At 71.8% G+C, this 19630-nt stretch carries 18 protein-coding genes; 11 read left to right on the forward strand and 7 right to left on the reverse strand.

The window, feature by feature from the left end:
* Nucleotides 1-123: 123 nt before the first annotated feature.
* The gene (locus EV382_RS00750; protein ID WP_130399747.1) at nt 124-1857 is read left to right on the forward strand and encodes a DEAD/DEAH box helicase; all 1734 of its coding nucleotides are present in this window, start codon (nt 124-126) and stop codon (nt 1855-1857) included.
* Nucleotides 1858-2216: 359 nt separating this feature from the next.
* Here EV382_RS00750 and EV382_RS00755 read toward each other — a convergent pair whose 3' ends face one another.
* Nucleotides 2217-2450: a DUF7455 domain-containing protein gene (locus EV382_RS00755; RefSeq protein WP_030337431.1), complete on the reverse strand. Its 234-nt coding sequence runs from the start codon at nt 2448-2450 to the stop codon at nt 2217-2219.
* Nucleotides 2451-2695: 245 nt separating this feature from the next.
* Nucleotides 2696-4297: an RNA polymerase sigma factor gene (locus EV382_RS00760; RefSeq protein ID WP_130399748.1), complete on the reverse strand. Its 1602-nt coding sequence runs from the start codon at nt 4295-4297 to the stop codon at nt 2696-2698.
* 650 nt (nt 4298-4947) lie between these two features.
* Here EV382_RS00760 and EV382_RS00765 point away from each other — a divergent pair.
* A complete protein-coding gene (locus EV382_RS00765; RefSeq protein ID WP_130399749.1) occupies nt 4948-5763 on the forward strand; it encodes an inositol monophosphatase family protein in 816 nt (271 codons plus the stop codon).
* Between the two features lie 86 nt (nt 5764-5849).
* Here the strand turns inward: EV382_RS00765 and EV382_RS00770 are convergent, their stop codons facing one another.
* Entirely contained in the window at nt 5850-6365 is a 516-nt protein-coding gene (locus EV382_RS00770; protein ID WP_208758541.1) for a LytR C-terminal domain-containing protein, read from the reverse strand.
* A gap of 433 nt (nt 6366-6798) precedes the next feature.
* Here EV382_RS00770 and EV382_RS00775 point away from each other — a divergent pair, with 433 nt between their 5' ends.
* Together EV382_RS00775 and EV382_RS00780 are read left to right on the forward strand one after the other, a co-directional pair.
* Nucleotides 6799-7095, forward strand: a complete 297-nt coding sequence (locus tag EV382_RS00775; protein WP_007075406.1) for a DUF4193 domain-containing protein — start codon at nt 6799-6801, stop codon at nt 7093-7095.
* A 116-nt stretch (nt 7096-7211) separates the two neighbouring features.
* Nucleotides 7212-8063: a hypothetical protein gene (locus EV382_RS00780; RefSeq protein ID WP_244236485.1), complete on the forward strand. Its 852-nt coding sequence runs from the start codon at nt 7212-7214 to the stop codon at nt 8061-8063.
* A gap of 77 nt (nt 8064-8140) precedes the next feature.
* Here the strand turns inward: EV382_RS00780 and EV382_RS00785 are convergent, their stop codons facing one another.
* Nucleotides 8141-8674, reverse strand: a complete 534-nt coding sequence (locus EV382_RS00785) for a DUF3093 domain-containing protein (RefSeq protein ID WP_425271854.1) — start codon at nt 8672-8674, stop codon at nt 8141-8143.
* Nucleotides 8675-8758: 84 nt separating this feature from the next.
* Between EV382_RS00785 and dut the strand changes: the two genes are divergently transcribed.
* The 4 genes from dut to EV382_RS00805 all read left to right on the forward strand — a co-directional run bounded on the left by dut (nt 8759) and on the right by EV382_RS00805 (nt 11187).
* On the forward strand, nt 8759-9295 hold the full coding sequence (gene dut, locus EV382_RS00790; RefSeq protein ID WP_130399751.1) for a dUTP diphosphatase: 537 nt from the start codon (nt 8759-8761) through the stop codon (nt 9293-9295).
* Between the two features lie 25 nt (nt 9296-9320).
* Nucleotides 9321-9983 carry a DUF3710 domain-containing protein gene (locus EV382_RS00795; protein WP_130399752.1) on the forward strand — a complete coding sequence of 221 codons (663 nt, stop codon included), beginning with the start codon at nt 9321-9323 and terminating at the stop codon, nt 9981-9983.
* 114 nt (nt 9984-10097) lie between these two features.
* Complete coding sequence (locus EV382_RS00800) at nt 10098-10478, forward strand: OB-fold nucleic acid binding domain-containing protein (protein ID WP_130399753.1); 381 nt, start codon at nt 10098-10100, stop codon at nt 10476-10478.
* A gap of 25 nt (nt 10479-10503) precedes the next feature.
* Nucleotides 10504-11187, forward strand: a complete 684-nt coding sequence (locus EV382_RS00805) for a DUF3159 domain-containing protein (RefSeq protein ID WP_130399754.1) — start codon at nt 10504-10506, stop codon at nt 11185-11187.
* A 35-nt stretch (nt 11188-11222) separates the two neighbouring features.
* Here the strand turns inward: EV382_RS00805 and EV382_RS00810 are convergent, their stop codons facing one another.
* Both EV382_RS00810 and EV382_RS00815 read right to left on the reverse strand, forming a co-directional pair.
* Nucleotides 11223-11912, reverse strand: a complete 690-nt coding sequence (locus tag EV382_RS00810; protein WP_130399755.1) for a potassium channel family protein — start codon at nt 11910-11912, stop codon at nt 11223-11225.
* 3 nt (nt 11913-11915) lie between these two features.
* On the reverse strand, nt 11916-12581 hold the full coding sequence (locus EV382_RS00815; protein WP_130399756.1) for a potassium channel family protein: 666 nt from the start codon (nt 12579-12581) through the stop codon (nt 11916-11918).
* Nucleotides 12582-12745: 164 nt separating this feature from the next.
* Between EV382_RS00815 and EV382_RS00820 the strand changes: the two genes are divergently transcribed.
* The 3 genes from EV382_RS00820 to dxs are packed head-to-tail and all read left to right on the forward strand — an operon-like array spanning nt 12746 to nt 18045.
* On the forward strand, nt 12746-14812 hold the full coding sequence (locus tag EV382_RS00820) for an APC family permease (protein ID WP_244236486.1): 2067 nt from the start codon (nt 12746-12748) through the stop codon (nt 14810-14812).
* Nucleotides 14805-16109 carry a class I SAM-dependent RNA methyltransferase gene (locus tag EV382_RS00825; RefSeq protein WP_130399757.1) on the forward strand — a complete coding sequence of 435 codons (1305 nt, stop codon included), beginning with the start codon at nt 14805-14807 and terminating at the stop codon, nt 16107-16109. Before EV382_RS00820 ends, EV382_RS00825 begins: the two co-directional genes overlap by 8 nt.
* The gene (gene dxs / locus EV382_RS00830) at nt 16099-18045 is read left to right on the forward strand and encodes a 1-deoxy-D-xylulose-5-phosphate synthase (RefSeq protein WP_130399758.1); all 1947 of its coding nucleotides are present in this window, start codon (nt 16099-16101) and stop codon (nt 18043-18045) included. Before EV382_RS00825 ends, dxs begins: the two co-directional genes overlap by 11 nt.
* Before the next feature lie 231 nt (nt 18046-18276).
* Here dxs and EV382_RS00835 read toward each other — a convergent pair whose 3' ends face one another.
* Entirely contained in the window at nt 18277-19470 is a 1194-nt protein-coding gene (locus tag EV382_RS00835) for a hypothetical protein (RefSeq protein WP_130399759.1), read from the reverse strand.
* Nucleotides 19471-19630 lie beyond the last annotated feature (160 nt).

The raw sequence follows: 19630 nt of genomic DNA on the forward strand, positions 1-19630 counted from the left end.
CCCGTCCTGGTTATGCTGAGTCGGCCTTCGCGGCAGCTTCTGCGCGGAGGCGTTTTCATGGGCGGCGGATCCTCGTGGCCCTCGCCCGGGGTCCGCCATCGTGCGGTCGGAGAGGAGCTTCGCGTGGCAGCCCGGACGCCGGTGCTCGAGACGTTCCCGGCGCTACGCGCCTGGCAGCGCAAGGCCCTGGTGGAGTACCTGCGTCGTCGTACCGAGGACTTCACCGCGGTCGCCACGCCGGGCGCCGGCAAGACGACCTTCGCCCTACGGATCGCGGCGGAGCTGCTCGGTGACGGCACCGTGGAAGCGGTCACCGTGGTCGCGCCGACCGAGCACCTGAAGAACCAGTGGGCCGAGGCCGCAGCCCGGGTGGGCATTCAGCTCGACGCCGCGTTCCGCAACGCCGACGTCCACTCCGCGGCCGACTTCCACGGGGCGGTCGTCACCTACGCGCAGGTGGGGATGGCCCCACAGGTGCACCGTCGGCGGACCATGACCCGACGCACCCTGGTCATCCTCGACGAGATCCACCATGCCGGCGACTCCCGATCCTGGGGCGACGGGGTGAAGGCCGCCTTCGAACCCGCCGTACGCCGGCTGATGCTCACCGGGACGCCGTTCCGCTCCGACGACAATCCGATCCCGTTCGTCACCTACGAGCGGGGCGGGGACGGGCTGATGCGCTCCCGCGCCGACTCGGTGTACGGCTACTCCGACGCGCTGCGCGACGGGGTGGTCCGGCCGGTGCTCTTCCTGGCGTACTCCGGGGAGACCCGCTGGCGTACCAACGCGGGGGAGGAGTTGGCGGCCCGGCTGGGCGAGCCGATGACCCAGGACCTGGTGGCGCAGGCGTGGCGTACCGCCCTGGACCCGGCCGGCGACTGGATGCCGCAGGTGCTGCGGGCGGCCGACGCCCGACTCACCGTGCTGCGCAACGCGGGGATGGCCGACGCCGGTGGTCTGATCATCGCCACGGACCAGCAGACCGCCCGCTCGTACGCCAAGCTGATCGAGCAGGTGACCGGCGAGAAGGCCGCCGTGGTGCTCTCCGACGACCAGGGCGCGTCCGCCCGGATCGCGACGTTCGCGGCGTCCGACCAGCGGTGGTTGGTCGCGGTGCGGATGGTGTCCGAGGGGGTTGACATCCCGCGACTGGCGGTTGGGGTCTACGCCACCAGCGCCAGCACGCCGCTCTACTTCGCCCAGGCGATCGGCCGGTTCGTGCGGGCCCGGCGGCCCGGGGAGACCGCGTCGGTCTTCCTTCCCAGCGTGCCGCACCTGCTCGGGTTGGCCAGCGAGATGGAGACCGAGCGCGACCACGTCCTCGGCAAACCCAAGGAAGCCGACGGTTTCGACGACGACCTGCTGGAACGTGCGCAGCGCGACGACCAGGCCAGCGGGGAGTTGGAGAAGCGGTTCGCGGCGCTCTCGGCCACCGCCGAGCTGGATCAGGTGATCTTCGACGGGGCGTCGTTCGGCACGGCGGCCCAGGCCGGCACCCCCGAGGAGGAGGAATATCTCGGTCTGCCCGGTCTGCTCACCGCTGACCAGGTTTCGCTGCTGCTGACGAAGCGGCAGGCCGCACAACTCGCCGCCCAACGCCGTCGTACGGCCGACAGGGCCGCTCAGCCGGCCGCTGCGCCCACAGCCGCACCACCGGCACCCATGAGCGCCGCCCAGCGTCGCGTGGCGCTCCGGCGGCAACTGAACGCCCTGGTGGCCGCCCGACACCACCGGACCGGCCAGCCGCACGGCAAGATCCATGCCGAACTGCGGCGTCTCTGCGGCGGCCCACCGAGCGCCCAGGCCACCATCGAGCAGCTCGAGGAACGCATCGCCACCGTGCAGACCCTCTAGACCCGGCCACCAGCGGCCGTGGGCCGGTGGTCTGGGCGTGGCCGGTGGCCTAGCCGTGGCCGGGTCTGGGCGTGGCCGGGTCTGGGCGTGGCCGGGTCTGGGCGTGGCCGGGTCTGGGCGTGGCCGGCCCTGGGCGTGGCCGGCCACGGCCGTGGCCGGGCGTGGCTGGTCGGGGTCTGCGCCCCGCGCTCGCGGCATGATCCACTCGGGTTTCTGGAAGACGCGGTGTCCGAGCGAGGCGGAAAGCGCGACTTTCAGGAAACCGAGTGGATCACGTGGGGTCGGGGAGCGTCCGGACAGAAAAAGCCGGCCGGAGGCACCCTCTGGGTGCCTCCGGCCGGCTATGTCGGTTTGCGGATTTAGTTCGCCATCAGATCGGCGCCACGCCAGCTGAAATCGGGCTCCGTTGCGAACCGCTCGGTGATCTTCACAAGATCCTCCGCGTACTTGTTCGCGTGGTGCCCGCAGAACACCAGCTCGCTCCCACCCGCCAGAGTGATCCGGAGCTTCCCGGCAGCATTGCAGCGGTCGCACCGTTCATCGGCGGCTGGGGGCGCCACCGTCTCGGGCGGCGGCGTGAGGGTCGGGGTCATCGCCTTCCTCCTCTGGTCGTCACCGATGAACAATCTCTTCGTTCGTTGCTCACCTATCGTGCAACACCCTTACTAGGCACTGCCTTCCCTGTGTGCCCGCGGGGGACCGAGGTCACACCTGGAAGGGACAGTGTGCCGTGCACCCAGGGTGCCACGTCAACGATCACATTCGTGCATCCGGACGATCACCATCCCGTGTTGCACACCAGGTGGTCAAAACGACACGTTCGGTTGACGAAACCCGGTCAGTCCAGGTAATCCCGGAGGACCTGCGACCGGGACGGGTGACGGAGCTTGGACATCGTCTTGGACTCGATCTGCCGGATCCGCTCCCGGGTCACCCCGTAGACCTGGCCGATCTCGTCGAGCGTCCGGGGCTGGCCGTCGGTCAGGCCGAAGCGCAGACGGACCACACCCGCCTCACGCTCGGAGAGCGTCTGCAGCACCTGCTGGAGCTGGTCCTGCAGGAGCGAGAACGAGACCGCGTCAACCGCGACCACGGCCTCGGAATCCTCGATGAAGTCGCCGAGCTGGCTGTCGCCCTCGTCGCCGATGGTCTGGTCCAGTGAGATGGGCTCCCGAGCGTACTGCTGGATCTCCAGCACCTTCTCGGGTGTGATGTCCATCTCCTTGGCCAGCTCCTCCGGAGTGGGCTCGCGGCCCAGATCCTGGAGCAGCTCACGCTGTATGCGGCCGAGCTTGTTGATGACCTCGACCATGTGCACCGGGATGCGGATGGTGCGGGCCTGGTCGGCCATGGCGCGGGTGATGGCCTGCCGGATCCACCAGGTGGCGTACGTGGAGAACTTGTAGCCCTTGGTGTAGTCGAACTTCTCCACCGCCCGGATCAGGCCGAGGTTGCCCTCCTGGATCAGGTCGAGGAACGCCATGCCACGGCCGGTGTAGCGCTTGGCCAGCGACACCACGAGGCGGAGGTTCGCCTCCAGGAGGTGGTTCTTGGCCCGCTCACCGTCCCGGGAGATCCAGCCCAGGTCACGGACCATCTCCCGGACGAGCTTCTCTTCGCCCTCGTCGGCGGCGCGCAGCCGCTCGGCGGCGTAGAGCCCGGCCTCGATCCGCTTGGCCAGCTCCACCTCCTGCTCGGCGTTGAGCAGCGGAACCTTGCCGATCTGCTTCAGGTATGCCCGGACGGAGTCGGCGGAGGCGGTCAGCTCGGCGTCGCGTCGCGCCTGCTTGAGGGCCTCGGACTCCTCGTCGTCCCACTCGAAGTCGTTGTCGGTCGCGGAGGCGGCGGCGTCGGTCTCGGCGGCCTGGGTCAGCTCGGCCGGCTCCTCGACCACCACGTCCTCGATCGCGGCGGCCAGCTCCTCCGGGTCGATCTCACCGTCGGCGCCCTCGCCCTTGGCCTTGCCGGCAGCCTTGGTCGGCTTGGCGCCGGCAGCCGCGGCCACCGTCGCCTTGGTGGCCCGGGTCGACCGGGTCGCCTTCGCCGGCGTCGCTCCGGCCTCGGCGCCGGTCGCCTTGCGGGCGGCCACCTTGCGCGGGGCCGGCGTCGACGGGGCGTCGTCGGCGGCGGGAGCCTGCTTCGGGGCCGGCGCGGCAGCCTTCTTGGTGGTCTTGGCGGTGGTGGCCCGGGACGCCGGCGTGGTCGAGCGGGCCGCGGCGACGCGGCGACGGGTGCTCGCCGAGCCGTCCACCACGACGGTCACGCCCGCCTCGGAGAGCGCCCGCAGGATCTTCTTGGCCTGGGCCGGAGTCACCTCGGCGGACTCGACGGTGCGCGCGAGCTGAGCCGACGTGAGCTGACCACCGGCGCTCTGCGCGTGGGCGATCAGGGTGTCGGTGAGCGAGCGAACGTCGGCGCCGGGCTGGCGGGGTTCTGTCACGAATGACCTTCCGGAGGCGAAGAGCGGGCACGGCGGGTTCGTCCAGCGCAGCGAGGGTTACCGTGCCGGGCGATGTGGTTGAGGGACCCTCGTGTCACGGTCCGGCCGGTGCTCGGCGGTCCGTGCCGCGTGGGCAGGGGTGAATTGTAACGCCGTCTGCGGCGATCATCCTGCTCCGCACCGCGTACCGCCCGCGGGGACCGTCAGTGCGGCGGAGATGTGGACTTTCCGGCAATGATAGCCACGCGCCCGGCGAAGGCTTTCGGTCGTCGAGCCGGCCGCCGGGTAGATCGTTGCCGAACTGCCGTTTGAGCAGCGCGTACCAGGTCAGTGTGGCGGTCGGGTGGGGCGCCGAGGGCGTTGGCGGTGCGGGCGGTCGGGTCCCCACCGGGTCGCGGTTGGGCAACGGCGGTGAGTCGGGCGTGGGCGGGGCGGTAAGCACTTAAACGACATTACCAACCTAAAGGGGCATATTGGCCGAGGACGGCCGGTCAAGCCGCGCGGCGGCGCGGTATGCCCCGCACAGCGGGTGCCCCGCACGAAGATCCTGGTCTGGTGCCGTCGCGCGGCGTCGGGAACGATGATCTTCGGAAGTCGGGTCGGGAGTTTCACCCATCCACTTGCACTCGGAGTGCGGAAAGAGGCGAATCATGACCAACTCGGCTACGACGCCGTCGGAGCTGCTGACCATCGCCATCACGGTGGCTCGGGACGCGGCCCAGACCGCGTACCGGATGCGTGCCGAGGGCGTCGTCGTCGCCGCCACCAAGAGCACCGTCACCGACGTGGTCACCGCCGCCGACCGGGCGGTCGAGCGGCAGATCCTCGACGCGCTGGCCGCGCTGCGCCCGGACGACTCCGTGCTCGGCGAGGAGTACGGCGAGGAGACCTCCGGCGCGCGCAGTGGGGTGCGCTGGATCGTCGACCCGATCGACGGCACGGTGAACTACCTGTACGGGCTGCCGCACTCCGCGGTCTCGATCGCCGCCGAGGTGGACGGGGTGGTGGTCGCAGGCGTCGTGCGCAACGTCAACACCGGCGATGAGTGGACCGCCACGGCCGGCGGCGGGGCCTGGCGCGACGGTGTCCGGCTGCGCTGCTCCGGCGAGGTCGACCTGGGGCAGGCGCTGGTCGGCACCGGCTTCGGCTACGACGCCGGCCGTCGGGCGCACCAGGCGCAGGTGGTGGCGGGGCTGATCGCACACGTCCGGGACATCCGCCGGCTCGGCGCCGCGGCGCTGGACCTCTGCCTGGTCGCCGAGGGGCGGCTCGACGCGTACTTCGAGAAGGGTCTGGCGGCCTGGGACCAGGCGGCGGGCGGCCTGGTGGCCACCGAGGCGGGGGTTCGGGTCGCCGGCCTGGCCGGTCGCCCGCCGGGGCCGGACCTGGTGGTCGCGGCCCCACCGGCACTCTTCGCGCCGCTGCACGATCGGTTGGCCGCGCTGGACGCCTCCGGCGGCCCGTGATCGGCCGGTCACGGCCGGCGGGTGGTCAGGCTGACCTGGCCGGGGCGTGATCGGCCGGCCCGCGCTGCGGCGGGCCGGCTACGCCGTCACTTCTTGGCCGGCGGAGACGGGCAGGAACCCGGGGGCGCCACCGGCGGACCCGAGTCGCCGAGCGACTGGTTCACCTCGGTCGTGGTGGCGAGCTGCTGGAAGCGGTTGCCCAGCACCACGTCCACGGTGTCGTCGGTGCGCTTCGGGTCGTAGCCCGGGACGGCGTTGTTGAGGAAGTACGCCTGGAGCAGGTGCGCGGAACCGACGCCCTTCGGGCCGAACCGCAGCACCGCGACGCTGTCGACCTTCTTCTCGTTGCCGGTCTTCTTGACCTGGAACTGCCGGTTGCTGAACTCGTCGGCGACGGTGTGGGCAAGGCCGGGCTGGTCGGTGGCGTTGAACACGTTGATCTTGACGTCCTTGCGCTCGCGCAGGGTCAAGTCCGCCAGCGGCCAGCCCTCGGGGCAACCCGCCGCAGTGCCCGCGTTGCCCTGGCTGTCGCGGACCACGGCCACGACGACGAAGACCACGGCGATGACCGCCAGCAGGCCGACGACGACGAGTGCTCGCACGCGCGCAAAACTCATCAGGGCACTCCCCGGGCCTCAGGTGGGTGGTGGCGGCCAGGAACGATCGCTCAGGCCGCCGGCCGTCGAATACGCCGCTGAGGTTAACGGTTGTCCGGCCGTCGCGTGGAAACAGCCCGACATGCCGGCGCGCCGACCGCGAACCGGGTACTACTACCCCTATCTTCGTGTCGCCTGAATCACATTGGGAACAACTTCGCGTGCGGGGGCGTACATCTCAGCCGCAAGGGCGGTATACATGCCTCGCCCAAGGGGGGGTAAGGTTCCGCGCTCGCAGGGGAGTCGCCCCAGCGAGCTCGACCCGTTCGGTCCTCGGGTCGGGTGCCCGACACAAGTGGTGGCCGGCCAGCGGAACCGAAACAGCGTCGTCCGGCGTTACAACCGGAAGCGACAACATCGATATGGGAGAGTGAAACCGATGGCCACCGACTACGACGCCCCGCGTCGCGACGAGGTCGACCTCGGCGAGGACAGCCTGGAAGAGCTCAAGGCCCGGCGCGTCGACTCACAGTCGGGCGCGGTGGACGTCGACGAGGCCGAGGTGGCCGAGAGCTTTGAGCTGCCCGGCGCCGACCTGGCCGACGAGGAGCTCACGGTCAAGGTGCTTCCGATGCAGCAGGACGAGTTCCGGTGCGCCCGCTGCTTCCTGGTCCACCACCGTAGCCAGCTGGCGGTCGAGCGTAACGGCGAGCTGATCTGCCGCGAGTGCGTCTGACAGTTACGACACCGGCGGCGGCCTCCTGAGCGGGGTCGCCGCTGCCGGTGTAGGCATGCGGCAGCGGTGGGTACCTGCTTGACTCGTAGCGGGTAGCCACAGCACCGGGAGGTCCGATGAGCGATCGAGGCGACACCACCGATGGCGGCGCGGACGATCGTGGTGCCACCCGCGGCACGGATGATCGTGATGCCACTGTTGGCGCGGATGATCTTGGTGCCACCGTCGCGGCGTTGACCGCGGACGACATCGAGCCGGCCCGACGCCGTCAACTGCTGACCCGGATGGTCGGGCAGGCCCGTGCGCGGGGCATCTCCGACCTGTTCAAGCCCCGCGCCGCCGTGCGGTGGATGGTCGACACCGTCGCCGAGATCGCCCCGCACGTCCCGGTACGGGACCGGGACACTCTGCGGCGGCACTTCCCCGGCCTGGACGACGACGCCCTGGCCGACCGGCTCATCCGCAACGCGTCGAGGACCACCGCCGCGATCGGCGCGGCCGGTGGGGGCGTCGCCGCCGTCGAGTGGACGGTGGCCCCGACCCTGCTCTCCGCGCCGGTGCTGCTCGCCGCCGAGACCGTGGCCGTGGTGGCCGTGGAGCTGAAACTGGTCGGCGAGCTGCACGAACTGCACGGTGTGGCGCTACCGGCCGGCGGCAGCCAACGGGCGGTCACACTGGTGCACTCCTGGGCCACTCAGCGCGGCGTGAACCCGATGGTGCCCGGCGTGGGAGTGGGAGCGGTGCTCGGCACCGCCGCCCGCAAGGAACTGCGCGAGATGCTGCTGCGGCGTTTCGGGCGCAACCTCACCACGCTCGGGCCGTTCCTGACCGGTGCGGCGGTGGCCAGCTTCCTCAACCGCCGGGCCACCCAGCAGATGGCCGACCAACTCCAGGTTGACCTGCGCCGGCGGGGCATCGCCCGGCCCGCGCCACCGACGGCCCTGCCCGGCCCGCCGACCGGCACCTGAGCCGGCCTCGCCACTGGCCTGGCACCTCAGCCGGCCTCGCCGCCGGCCCGGCATCCGAGCCGGCCCTCGGCGTCGGATCAGCCCGGCTCGCCCGTCGTCGGGTGGGGCGCCACCAGGGCGTCCCGCGCGGCCAGCACCGCCTCGGCCAGCTCGACCGGGTGGCGGGTGCTCACCACCCAGAACGGGGTCGGATCCGCGGGGTCGTCGAGGATCACCTGCACGGCGCCGCCGATCCACGGTCGCTGCACCACGAAGGCGAGCGGGTCCGCGCCGACACCGAGCACCTCACGTCGGCCGGCCACGTCCAGCGGCACCACGTCGGCCACGAACCGGACCGGCAGCCGGGCGTCGTCCACCCGCAGCTCCGCGTCGACGACCTCGACCCGGATCCGGCCCAGCCACCACAGCCCGGCCGCGGTGAGCGGCACCAGCACGGCGAACGGCAGCCAGGCGCGGACACCGGAGGCGCCCATCCAGATCTCGACGGCCAGCAAAGCGGCGGCCACCAGCCCGGCCAGCCACAGCCACCAGGGCAGATCCAGGCGCTCGCGGTACGCCGAGCGGGCGGCGACCGGCGGCTGATCGGCGGACGGGGAGGGCGACATGCTCACTCCTGCGAGGGTACGGCGCACGACGGCTCGACGAACCGGCAGGATGGCAGGGTCACCCCGAGAACCGGACGGAAGAGGGGACCCGTGACCGACGTCGTACCCGTGCCCGTGCAGCTGCTCGACCCCGAGCTGCCGCTGCCCACGTACTCCCATCCCGGCGACGCCGGGGCCGACCTGGTGGCGGCCGCGGACGTGGAGCTGCCACCCGGCGGCCGTGCCCTGGTGCCCACCGGCGTGGCCATCGCGCTGCCGGAGGGGTACGTGGGCCTGGTCCATCCCCGCTCCGGGCTGGCGGCCAGGCTCGGCGTGACGGTGCTCAACGCGCCCGGTACGGTCGACGCCGGCTACCGGGGTGAGATCCTGGTCAACCTGATCAATCATGATCGGGACGTGCCGGCGAAGATCTCCCGCGGCGACCGGATCGCGCAGCTCGTGGTCCAGCAGGTCGCACGGGCGCGGTTCGAACCGGTGGCTGAGCTGCCCGCGTCCCGGCGCGGGACCGGTGGGCACGGGTCCACCGGTGGACACGCCGGGCTGGTGCCGTCGCCGACGGGCCAGGACCGGGTCGAGCGGCGGACCGACGAGCCGGGCCGCGGGCAGACCGAAGAAGTGGCAGGGTGAGTGTGAACAGCGGAGGGCAGGCGCAGTGATCTTCTCCCGAAAGCGGGCCGATGCCGAGCGGCAGACCCGTGACGAGCGGGCCACCCAGGCCCCGGACCAGGGCGATGCGGCGCCGACGTTGGAGCGCGGCCCGTACGACATCTCCGAGAGCTACCCCGACGTGCCGCGACTCGACCTGGGCAGCCTGCACATCCCGGCGATCGCCGACGTTGAGGTGCGGGTGCAGGCCGACCCGCAGGGCGTGGTCCAGCAGGTGGTGCTGGTGCACGGCGACAACGCACTCCAGCTGGGCGTCTTCGCCGCGCCCCGGTCCGAGGGGATCTGGGACGAGGTGCGCGAGGAGATCCGGCAGTCGCTGCTCCGCGACGGCGCGAGCGCGCAGGAGGTCGCCGGCGAGTACGGCCCGGAGCTGCACGCCCAGGTACGGACCCCGGACGGCCCGACGAACCTGCGGTTCGTCGGGATCGACGGGCCGCGTTGGATGGTCCGTGGCGTGTTCCAGGGCCCGGTAGCCACCGACCCGGCGAAGGCCGGGCCGCTCGTCGAATGCCTGGACGGCCTGGTGGTCGACCGTGGGCAGGAGGCGAAGCCGGTCCGCGAGCCGCTGCCGCTGCGGCTGCCCCGGGAGGTCGCCGAGCAGGCCGAGGCCGAGGCGGGCAACGCCGCCGGCGCACCGCGTCAGGTCTGACCCGCGCCCACCGGCCCGCCGGAACCAGCCCCGTCGGCGTACGCTGGCGGCACGGTTCCGGCGCCGCCGGGGCCGGCCGGTATCGGCGAGCGTGGAGAGGGTGACGCGGAGGTCATGACGACCGACGAGAGCCGGGTGTCGCTGCGGCGCATCCTGCAGCGGCTCACCGCCAGCGAGGCCGAGATCGAGGCGCAGGAGCTGCGTCGGGAGAGCGCCGAGTGCGGCGGGATCCCCGCCCAGCAGTGCTCCCGAGGGCAGCTGGTCTCGGTCGCCGGTCGGCTGCGCACGGTGGTCTACACCCCGCGTACCAATCTGCCGACCCTGGAGGCGGACCTGTACGACGGCAGTGACGTGGTCACCCTCGTCTGGCTGGGTCGACGGCACATCGCCGGGATCGAGCCGGGCCGGCACCTGACCGCCCGCGGCAGGGTGGCATTGCGCGATGACCGCAAGGTCATCTACAACCCCTACTACGAGCTGGACTCGCCCAAGTGACGGCACTGCGGACGGAAGGCCGGCGATGACGACGGGACAGGACCGGGCGGCACAGCCGGAGACCGACCCTCAGGACGAGGAGAAGCTGCCGACGGTCGCCGAGCAGATGGCCGACCAGCTCGGCGGCTGGCGCGGGCTGGTCGAGTCCAGCATCCCGGTCGTGGTCTTCGTCCTCGCCAACATCATCGGCGAGCTGCGGCCCGCGGTGATCGCCTCGGTCGCCGTCGCGGTGCTGATCGCCGTGGTGCGGCTGGCCCAGCGCCGGCCGATCCGGCACGCCGTCAACGGGCTTTTTGGCGTCGGCGTGGGCGCGGCCATCGCGTGGCGCACCGGCGACGAGCGTGACTTCTACCTCCCCGGCATCCTCTACGGCATCGGGTACGGCGTCGCCCTGCTGATCTCGGCCGCGATCCGGCAGCCACTGGTGGGCTGGATCTGGTCGGTGCTGGTGGCCAAGGGCCGGTCGGAGTGGCGGTCCGACCCGAAGCTGGTGCGCACCTTCACCCAGCTGACCGTGCTCTGGGGTGTGGTCTGGCTGGCCAAGGTCGGTGTGCAGGCCGGGCTCTACCTGGCCCACCAGGACACCGCGCTGGGCGTGGCACGGCTGGCACTGGGCTACCCGCCGTACGCGCTGCTGTTGTTGATCACGGTGTGGACGGTGCGCCGGGTCACCCGGGAGGCGCCGCCGACCCCGCTGCCCAGCGCCTGAGCGAGGCCGAGCCGCCCAACCGCGTGCCCGGCGGGTCAGCGTGAGCCGCGGGTCCGTTCGACGCTGTCCGGCCCGAGGATCACCGCGCGGACCTCGTCCTCCACCTCGGCCGTGCAGACGAAGACCAGTTCGTCGCCGGCCTCGATCGGGTCGTCCGGGCTGGGCACCAGGACCCGCTTGCCGCGCAGGATCGCCACCAGCGCGGCGTCACGGGGCAGCGGCACGGCGTGGATCGGCTGACCGACGTAGGGGGCGGTCGGCGGCAGGGTGATCTCGACGAGGTTCGCCTCGCCCTGCCGGAAGGTCATCAGCCGGACCAGGTCGCCGACGGTGACCGCCTCCTCGACGAGGGCGGCCATCACCCGCGGCTTGCTCACCGCGACGTCCACGCCCCACTGCTCGGTGAACAGCCACTCGTTCTCGGCCCGGTTGACCCGGGCGACCACCCGGGGCACCGCGAACTCGGTCTTGGCCAGCAGCGACAGCACCAGGTTGGTCTTGTCGTCACCGGTCGCCGCGACCACCACGTCGCACCCGGCGACGTCGGCCTCCTCCAGGCTGGTCAGCTCGCACGCGTCGGCCAGCACCCACTCGGCGGCCGGCACCCGGTCCGGGCGCAGCATCTTGGGTTGACGCTCGATCAGCATCACCTGATGGCCGTTGTCGATCAACTCCTGGGCGATCGAGCGGCCCACGTTGCCCGCGCCCGCGATGGCGACCCGCATGGCTCAGTGCCCTCCTTCCGGCGGCGTCGCCGCCACCGCCGTGACCGTCGCCACGATGTCATCGCTGACCAGCATGAACACCTGGTCGCCCTCCTGCAGGACGGTGGAGCCGGTGGGCAGCGTGCCGATGCCGAAGCGGATCAGGTAGGCCACCCGCGCCCCGCTCACCTCCTCCAACGTCCGTGCTGGTCGACCGATCCAGTCCTTGTGAACGGGCACCTCGACGATCGACACGGTGCTCGTGGGGTCGCGGAAGATCTCCACGTTGCCCTCCGGCACCAGGTGTCGCAGCATCCGGTCCGCCGTCCACCGCACCGTGGCCACGGTGGGGATGCCCAGCCGCTCGTAGACCTGCGCCCGGCGCGGGTCGTAGATGCGGGCGGCGACCCGGGACACGCCGAACGTCTCACGGGCCAACCGGGCCGAGATGATGTTGGAGTTGTCGCCGCTCGACACCGCCGCGAAGGCGTCCGCGCGCTCGATGCCGGCCTGCCGGAGCACCTCGCCGTCGAAGCCGGCCCCGGTCACCGTGATTCCGGCGAAGTCGGGGCTGAGCCGGCGGAAGGCGTCGGCGTCCTGGTCGATCACCGCCACCGAGTGCCCTCGGGACTCCAGGCTGTGGGCGAGGGTCGAGCCGACCCGGCCACACCCCATGATCACGATGTGCACGCTGTCCCTCCCAAGGTGCGTACCACTCCCGCTGCCGGTGGCCTTCCGAGTGCGAGCCTGCCACGTCCCGGTCGCGAACGAGGACCGACCGTACCCCGCCGTCCTGGGCAGTGATGATCGCCCACCCCCGCGCCCCCGCCGTGGTGGTCGTACTCTTGGCGTTCGTGGCCAGTCCCACCTCGCTGCTGAAGCGGCTTCTTCTCGGTCGACCGTTCCGGTCCGACCGGCTGCAGCACACCCTCCTGCCGAAGCGCATCGCGCTGCCCGTGTTCGCCTCCGACGCGCTGTCCAGCGTCGCGTACGCGCCTGACGAGATCCTGCTGACCCTCTCCATCGCCGGCGCCTCCGCGTACTTCTTCTCGCCGTGGATCGCCCTGGCTGTGGTCGTGGTCATGCTCACCGTGGTGGCCAGCTATCGGCAGAACGTGCACGCCTACCCGTCCGGTGGCGGCGACTACGAGGTGGCCACCGTCAACCTGGGCCCGAAGTTCGGCGTCGGGGTGGCCAGCGCGTTGCTGGTCGACTATGTGCTCACGGTGGCGGTGTCGGTCTCCTCCGGGGTGGCCAATCTGGGCTCGGTGGTGCCGTTCGTGGCCACCCACAAGGTCCTGATCGCGGTGAGCGCGGTGGTCCTGCTGAGCGCGGTCAACCTGCGCGGTCTGCGCGAGTCGGGCACAGCGTTCGCCATCCCCACCTACGGCTTCGTCATCGTGATGGGCGGGATGCTGCTCACCGGGCTGTTCCGGGTCTTCGTGCTGGGTGACGATCTCCGTGCGCCCAGCGCCGACCTGGTCATCCAGGCCGAGCACAGCGTGACCGGGTTCGCGCTCATCTTCCTGCTGCTGCGGACGTTCAGCTCGGGCGCCGCCGCGCTCACCGGGGTGGAGGCGATCTCCAACGGGGTGCCGGCGTTCAAGGCGCCCAAGAGCCGCAACGCCGCCACCACCCTGCTGCTGCTCGGCAGCATCTCGGTGAGCATGCTGGTCGGGATCATCTGGCTGGCCCGGCTGACCCACCTGCAGTTCGTCGAGGACCCGAGCCTCCAGATCGTCTCCGGCCCCGAGGGGTACGTGCAGAAGACGGTCACCACCCAGCTTGGCGAGACGGTCTTCGGCTCCGGGTCGATCCTGCTCTACGTGGTGGCCGGGATGACCGCCCTCATCCTGTTCCTGGCCGCGAACACCGCGTTCAACGGCTTCCCGGTGCTCGGCTCGATCCTCGCCCAGGACCGCTACCTGCCCCGGCAGTTCCACACCCGGGGCGACCGGCTGGCCTTCTCCAACGGCATCGTCTTCCTCGCCGTCTTCGCGATCGTGCTGATCGTCGGCTTCCAGGCCGAGGTGACCCGACTCATCCAGCTCTACATCGTCGGTGTCTTCGTCTCGTTCACCGTCTCCCAGGCCGGCATGATCCGGCATTGGAACCGGCACCTGCGCACCGAGCGGGACCCGGAGGCGCGCCGCCGGATGCACCGGTCGCGGGCCATCAACACGTTCGGCGCGGGCCTGACGGGCACGGTGTTGGTGATCGTCCTGATCACCAAGTTCCTGCTCGGCGCGTGGATCGCGATTGCCGCGATGGCGGTGATCTACGTGCTGATGCTGGGGATCCGCCGCCACTACGACCGGATCGCCGTCGAGTTGACCCCACCGGACGAGGGCCGGGCCGTGCTGCCCGCCCGCAACCACGCGATCGTGCTGGTCAGCAAGCTGCACCAGCCGACGCTGCGGGCCATCGCCTACGCCCGCGCCACGCGCCCCGACACACTGACCGCGGTGACCGTCAACGTGGACGAGACGGACACCCGGGATCTGCAGGCCGAATGGGAGCGCCGGGAGATGGCCATCCCGCTCACCGTGATCGACTCGCCGTACCGGGAGATCACCCGCCCGATCCTGGACTTCGTCGCCACCGCCCGCCGCAAGTCGCCCCGGGACGTGGTCACCGTGTTCATTCCGGAGTACGTGGTCGGCCGTTGGTGGGAGAACCTGCTGCACAACCAGAGCGCCCTGCGCCTCAAGGGCCGGCTGCTCTTCGAACCGGGGGTGATGGTGGTCAGCGTGCCGTGGCAGCTCGCGTCGACAGCGAGCAAGAACCTGGACCGACTGGACGCCACGCTGTCCCGGACCCCGGCGCGGGGGCCGCGGCCCAGCGTGCCGCCGCTGGTCTCCACGCCGACCGGTGAGGGTGACCAGGGGGACAGCACGACGACGGGGAGCACACGTGACTGAGCCGGACGCGCAGCGGGGCCTGACCGAGGCGGACCGGGTCGAGCTGACCGTCGACGCGGTCGCCCCCGGCGGGCACTGTGTCGCCCGGGTCGACGGGCAGGTGGTCTTCGTCCGGCACGCGCTGCCCGGTGAACGGGTCATCGCCGAGGTCACCGAGGTGCACCGGGGGTTCGTCCGGGCCGACGCGGTGACCGTGCTGGAGCCGTCAGCGGACCGCGTCGAGCCGCCCTGCCCGTACGCGAAGCCGGGCGCCTGTGGCGGCTGCGACCTCCAGCACGTCGCTCCGGCCGCGCAACTGGCCTGGAAGACCGCGGTGGTACGCGAGCAGCTGACCCGTCTCGGCGGGCTGACTGACGACGAGCTGGACCAGCTCGGCGTCCAGGTCGAGGCGCTGCCCGGCGGACTGCTCGGCTGGCGATCCCGGGTCCGTTACGCGGTCGACGGCGCGGACCGGGCCGGCCTGCTCAAGCACCGCTCGCACGAGGTGGTGCCGATCGACCGCTGCCGGATCGCCCACCCGGCCATCCAGCAGCTGCCGGTGCTCACCCCCACCGGTGCCCGCTGGCCGGCCGCCGAGGCGGTGGAGACCGTCGCCAGCACCGGCGGGGACGTGACCGTCACGGAGGTCCGCGACGAGGTGCTCACCCCGGTCAGCGGCCCGACCGAGGTTCGGGAGGTCGCCGCCGGACGGGACTGGACGCTGCCCGCGTCCGCGTTCTGGCAGGTGCACCCGGCCGCGGCGGACACCCTCTCTACGGCGGTGCTGGAATTGCTGGACCCGCAGCCGGGCGAGATCGCCTGGGACCTCTACGGAGGTGCGGGGTTGTTCGCCGCCGGGCTGGCCCTACGGGTCGGCGGGACCGGGCGGGTGACCCTGGTCGAAGCGGCGGCGCAGGGTGTCGCTGCCGCCCGGCAGAACCTGGCCGACCTGCCCCGCGTCGAGGTGGTGTCGGCTCGGGTGGAGACCGCGTTGGCGCGCCGACGGATCACCGGCCCGGTCGACGTGGTGGTGCTCGACCCGCCGCGCTCCGGGGCCGGCGCCGCGGTGGTCCGCGCGCTGGTCGCCGCCCGCCCACGGGCGGTCGCGTACGTGGCGTGTGACCCGGCCGCCTTCGCCCGGGACGTGCGCACCTTCGCCGACCTCGGTTGGCGGCTGGCGGCGCTGCGGGGTTTCGACCTCTTCCCGATGACGCAGCACGTCGAGCAGGTCGGGCTGCTGCTCCCGCCGAACGCACCGGACTCGGGCCGAGCTGCGGAGTACCGGGCGGCCGATAGACTCTCCGGTCATGAGCGTTGAAGAGGACACGGCCAACGACGGCCGACTGCTGGGGACGGTTCGCGGTCCGCAGGACGTCAAGCGGATGTCCGGCGAGGAGCTGGACGTCCTCGCCGCCGAGATCCGGGACTTCCTGATCACTAAGGTCTCCCGTACCGGCGGGCACGTCGGCCCCAACCTCGGCGTGGTCGAGCTGACGCTCGCCATGCATCGCGTCTTCGACTCCCCCCGGGACCGGCTCCTGTTCGACACCGGCCACCAGGCGTACGTACACAAGATCATTACCGGACGTCAGGCCGGCTTCGACAAGCTCCGCCAGCGTGGTGGCCTCTCCGGCTACCCCAGCCAGGCGGAGAGCGAGCACGACCTCATCGAAAACTCACACGCCTCCACCGCGTTGTCCTACGCCGACGGCCTCGCCAAGGCGTACGCCCTGCGGGGTGAGGCGCGCAGCGTCGTGGCCGTGGTCGGTGACGGCGCGCTGACCGGCGGCATGTGCTGGGAGGCGCTGAACAACATCGCCACCGCCGGCAACTCCCTGGTGATCGTGGTCAACGACAACGGTCGGTCCTACTCGCCGACCATCGGCGGCCTGGCCGACCACCTCTCGTCGCTGCGGCTCAACCCCGGCTACGAGAAGGTCCTCGACACGGTCAAGGAAACCCTCGGCTCCACCCCGCTGGTCGGCAAGCCGATGTACGAGGTGCTGCACGCGGTCAAGAAGGGCATCAAGGACGCGGTCGCCCCGCAGGCCATGTTCGAGGACCTCGGCATCAAGTACGTGGGCCCGGTGGACGGGCACGACGTGACGGCCGTCGAGGCGGCGTTGCGGGCGGCGAAGAACTTCGGCGGCCCGGTCATCGTGCACGCGGTCACCCGCAAGGGCTACGGCTACCGCCCCGCCGAGGAGGACGAGGCGGACTGCCTGCACGGCCCCGGCGGCGCGTTCGACGTGGAGACCGGCGCGCTGCTGGCCGCCCCAGCGGTGAAGTGGACGCACGTCTTCGCCGACGAGCTGCTGGCCGTCGCCGACGAACGCCCGGACGTGGTGGGCATCACCGCCGCGATGGCCGAGCCGACCGGCATCGCCAAGCTGGCCCGCAAGTACCCCGAGCGGGTCTACGACGTGGGCATCGCCGAGCAGCACGCCGCCACCTCGGCGGCCGGGCTGGCGCTCGGCGGCCTGCACCCGGTGGTCGCGGTCTACGCCACCTTCCTCAACCGCGCCTTCGACCAGGTCCTGCTCGACGTGGCGATGCACAAGCTGCCGGTGACCTTCGTGCTGGACCGGGCGGGCATCACCGGCCCGGACGGGCCGAGCCACTACGGCATCTGGGACATGTCGGTCTTCGGGGTGGTGCCGGGCCTGCGGATCGCCGCTCCCCGCGACGCCGCCACCCTGCGCGAGGAACTGCGCGAAGCGGTGGCCGTCGACAACGGCCCGACCGTGGTGCGGTTCCCGACCGGCGCGGTCGCCGCGGACCTGCCCGCGGTGCGTCGGGTCGGCACGGTCGACGTGCTGGCCGAGTCCGCCCGTACCGACGTGCTGCTGGTCGCCGTGGGCTCGTTCGGCCACCTGGGCATGGAGGTGGCCGCCCGGGTCGCCGAGCAGGGCTACGGGGTCACCGTCGTCGACCCCCGCTGGGTGCGTCCCGTCCCGGCGGAGCTGGTCGACCTGGCCGCCCGCCACCGGCTCGTGGTCACCGTCGAGGACGGCGTCCGGGTCGGTGGGGTGGGCGACGCGCTCGCCCAGGCGATGCGGGACGCCGACGTCCGGGTGCCGCTCAAGGACCTGGGTGTGCCGGCCGACTGGCACCCGCACGGCACCCGCGCGCAGATCCTCGCCGACCTGGGCCTGACCGCCCAGGACGTGGCGCGCAACGTCACCGGTTGGATCTCCGGCCTGGACGCCAGCCCGGACCGCCTCACCCCCAGTGACGCGGCCGCGCAGAACTAACCCCGGCAAGTCAAGGACGGCAGGGCGGCACCTCATGGTGCCGCCCTGCCGTCCTTGCGCTGTCCCGCCCCGCGCTGTCCCGCCCCCGCCCCCGCCCTGCTGGGTCGATCATGCACTTGTGGTGCCTTACAAAAGGCGCAAATCACCCCTCTTTGCCCACCACAACTCCATGATCGACGGGGGTGGGGGTGGGGGCACCGCAGGACGGGCGGTGTTGGGGGAGGGCGGCGCTCAGCTGGGGGAGACCGAGCGGTAGTGGGTCTTGTCGGTGGTGGCGAGGCTGAACGTTTCACTGCGTTCAGGTGCCGGCACCACCGCCAGGCCGGGGCGCTCGACCAGCAGTGGGGTGCCCGGCGGGACGGAGAGGGAACTGCCCCGGGTGGCCCGCCAGCTGAGCACCACCAGCGGTTGGCCGGGCACCGGCAACTGGTACGCCTGCAACGGGGTGGCCCGGTCGGCGGGCGACACGACCGGCGCGCTCCCGTCGGCGGGCCGGTAGACCACAGCGGTCATGGCGCCCGCGTCCGTGTCCCAGGTGAGCTGCTGCAACTCGGCTGCCTCGCCACCGGCGAGGGCGACCTCTCCCAGCGAGCGAACCGTGAGCTTCGCCATCGGCCAGGACGTCGGCACCGAGCGCGGCGCCTCCCGGTCACCGATCCGGCGCGGGATGCTGCCGAACGGGCCCCGATCGCCGGCCAACACGCAGGTGTCCAGGCCGGTGAGTGCCCGCCGGCCGGTGCCGGACTCGTCCCGGACCAGTGGGTAGCGCGGATCGACGGTGCCGGTGCCCAGGTCGAGAAGCCGATCGGCGGCCCGCCCACGAGGCAGTGAGTCGGTGGACCGCAGGGTCGCGGTCACCGCGACAGCCGTGCAGGAGGGCACGTCGACCGGCGCGCTGAGGCCGTCGGCGATGGTCAACGTCCGGTTCTGTGGCCCGACCAGCGTCTGGACCCGGGCGGAGACCAGGTAGCGCCGACCGCCGGCGGTCTGCACCGGCAGGACGTCGGAGTAGACGAGGTAACCCGGGTCGGTGTACTCGCTGGCGCGGGTCACCGCGTACCGGTCGCCGTCGCGGGTGAGTTGCAGCAGCCAGGACGCGCTCTCGCCGGGGACGTCGGCGGCCACGAGGGCCATCGGGGCACCGTCGACCCGGCCGGAGAAGAGGATGCCGGACGAGGGCAGGTGGGCGCGGTCGTCGTCTGGTGACGTCCAGTCACGTACGGCCCGGGTGATGGCCGCCGTCGCCGCGCGGTCCCCCGAGAGGTCGCCTCGCGGCGGCCACACCGCCAGTGTGCCGTCCAGGCTGTCGTACCCGACCCGCAGGTCCTGCGGCTTCCGCTCGGCTACCGGACCACAGGCCGTGGTGGCCAGTAGCGCGCTCAGCAGGACGAGAAGCGCCCTGCCGTACCGACGGCCTGGAGTCACCTGGCCCGCCCCCGATCGCTCGCCGTCGCTGTGGGAAAGCGCCATAGTACGAGATGTCCGATGCGGGGCGTCGGTCGGCCGTCGCCCGACCCACCACATTAGACCTCACCGGGGCTTTAGCGTGTTTTGGTTGCTCCGGTAGACTCCGCCGACTGTGACG

It is taken from the genome of Micromonospora violae (assembly GCF_004217135.1).
GTDB lineage: Bacteria > Actinomycetota > Actinomycetes > Mycobacteriales > Micromonosporaceae > Micromonospora > Micromonospora violae.

Excerpts from the sequence above, each read along its gene's own strand:
- EV382_RS00755 (WP_030337431.1), bottom strand. The coding sequence starts at position 2,450 with ATGACCCCGACCCTCACGCCGCCGCCCGAGACGGTGGCGCCCCCAGCC.
- EV382_RS00765 (WP_130399749.1), top strand. The coding sequence starts at position 4,948 with ATGACCAACTCGGCTACGACGCCGTCGGAGCTGCTGACCATCGCCATC.
- EV382_RS00775 (WP_007075406.1), top strand. The coding sequence starts at position 6,799 with ATGGCCACCGACTACGACGCCCCGCGTCGCGACGAGGTCGACCTCGGC.
- EV382_RS00780 (WP_244236485.1), top strand. The coding sequence starts at position 7,212 with ATGAGCGATCGAGGCGACACCACCGATGGCGGCGCGGACGATCGTGGT.
- EV382_RS00800 (WP_130399753.1), top strand. The coding sequence starts at position 10,098 with ATGACGACCGACGAGAGCCGGGTGTCGCTGCGGCGCATCCTGCAGCGG.
- EV382_RS00805 (WP_130399754.1), top strand. The coding sequence starts at position 10,504 with ATGACGACGGGACAGGACCGGGCGGCACAGCCGGAGACCGACCCTCAG.
- EV382_RS00810 (WP_130399755.1), bottom strand. The coding sequence starts at position 11,912 with ATGCGGGTCGCCATCGCGGGCGCGGGCAACGTGGGCCGCTCGATCGCC.
- dxs (WP_130399758.1), top strand. The coding sequence starts at position 16,099 with ATGAGCGTTGAAGAGGACACGGCCAACGACGGCCGACTGCTGGGGACG.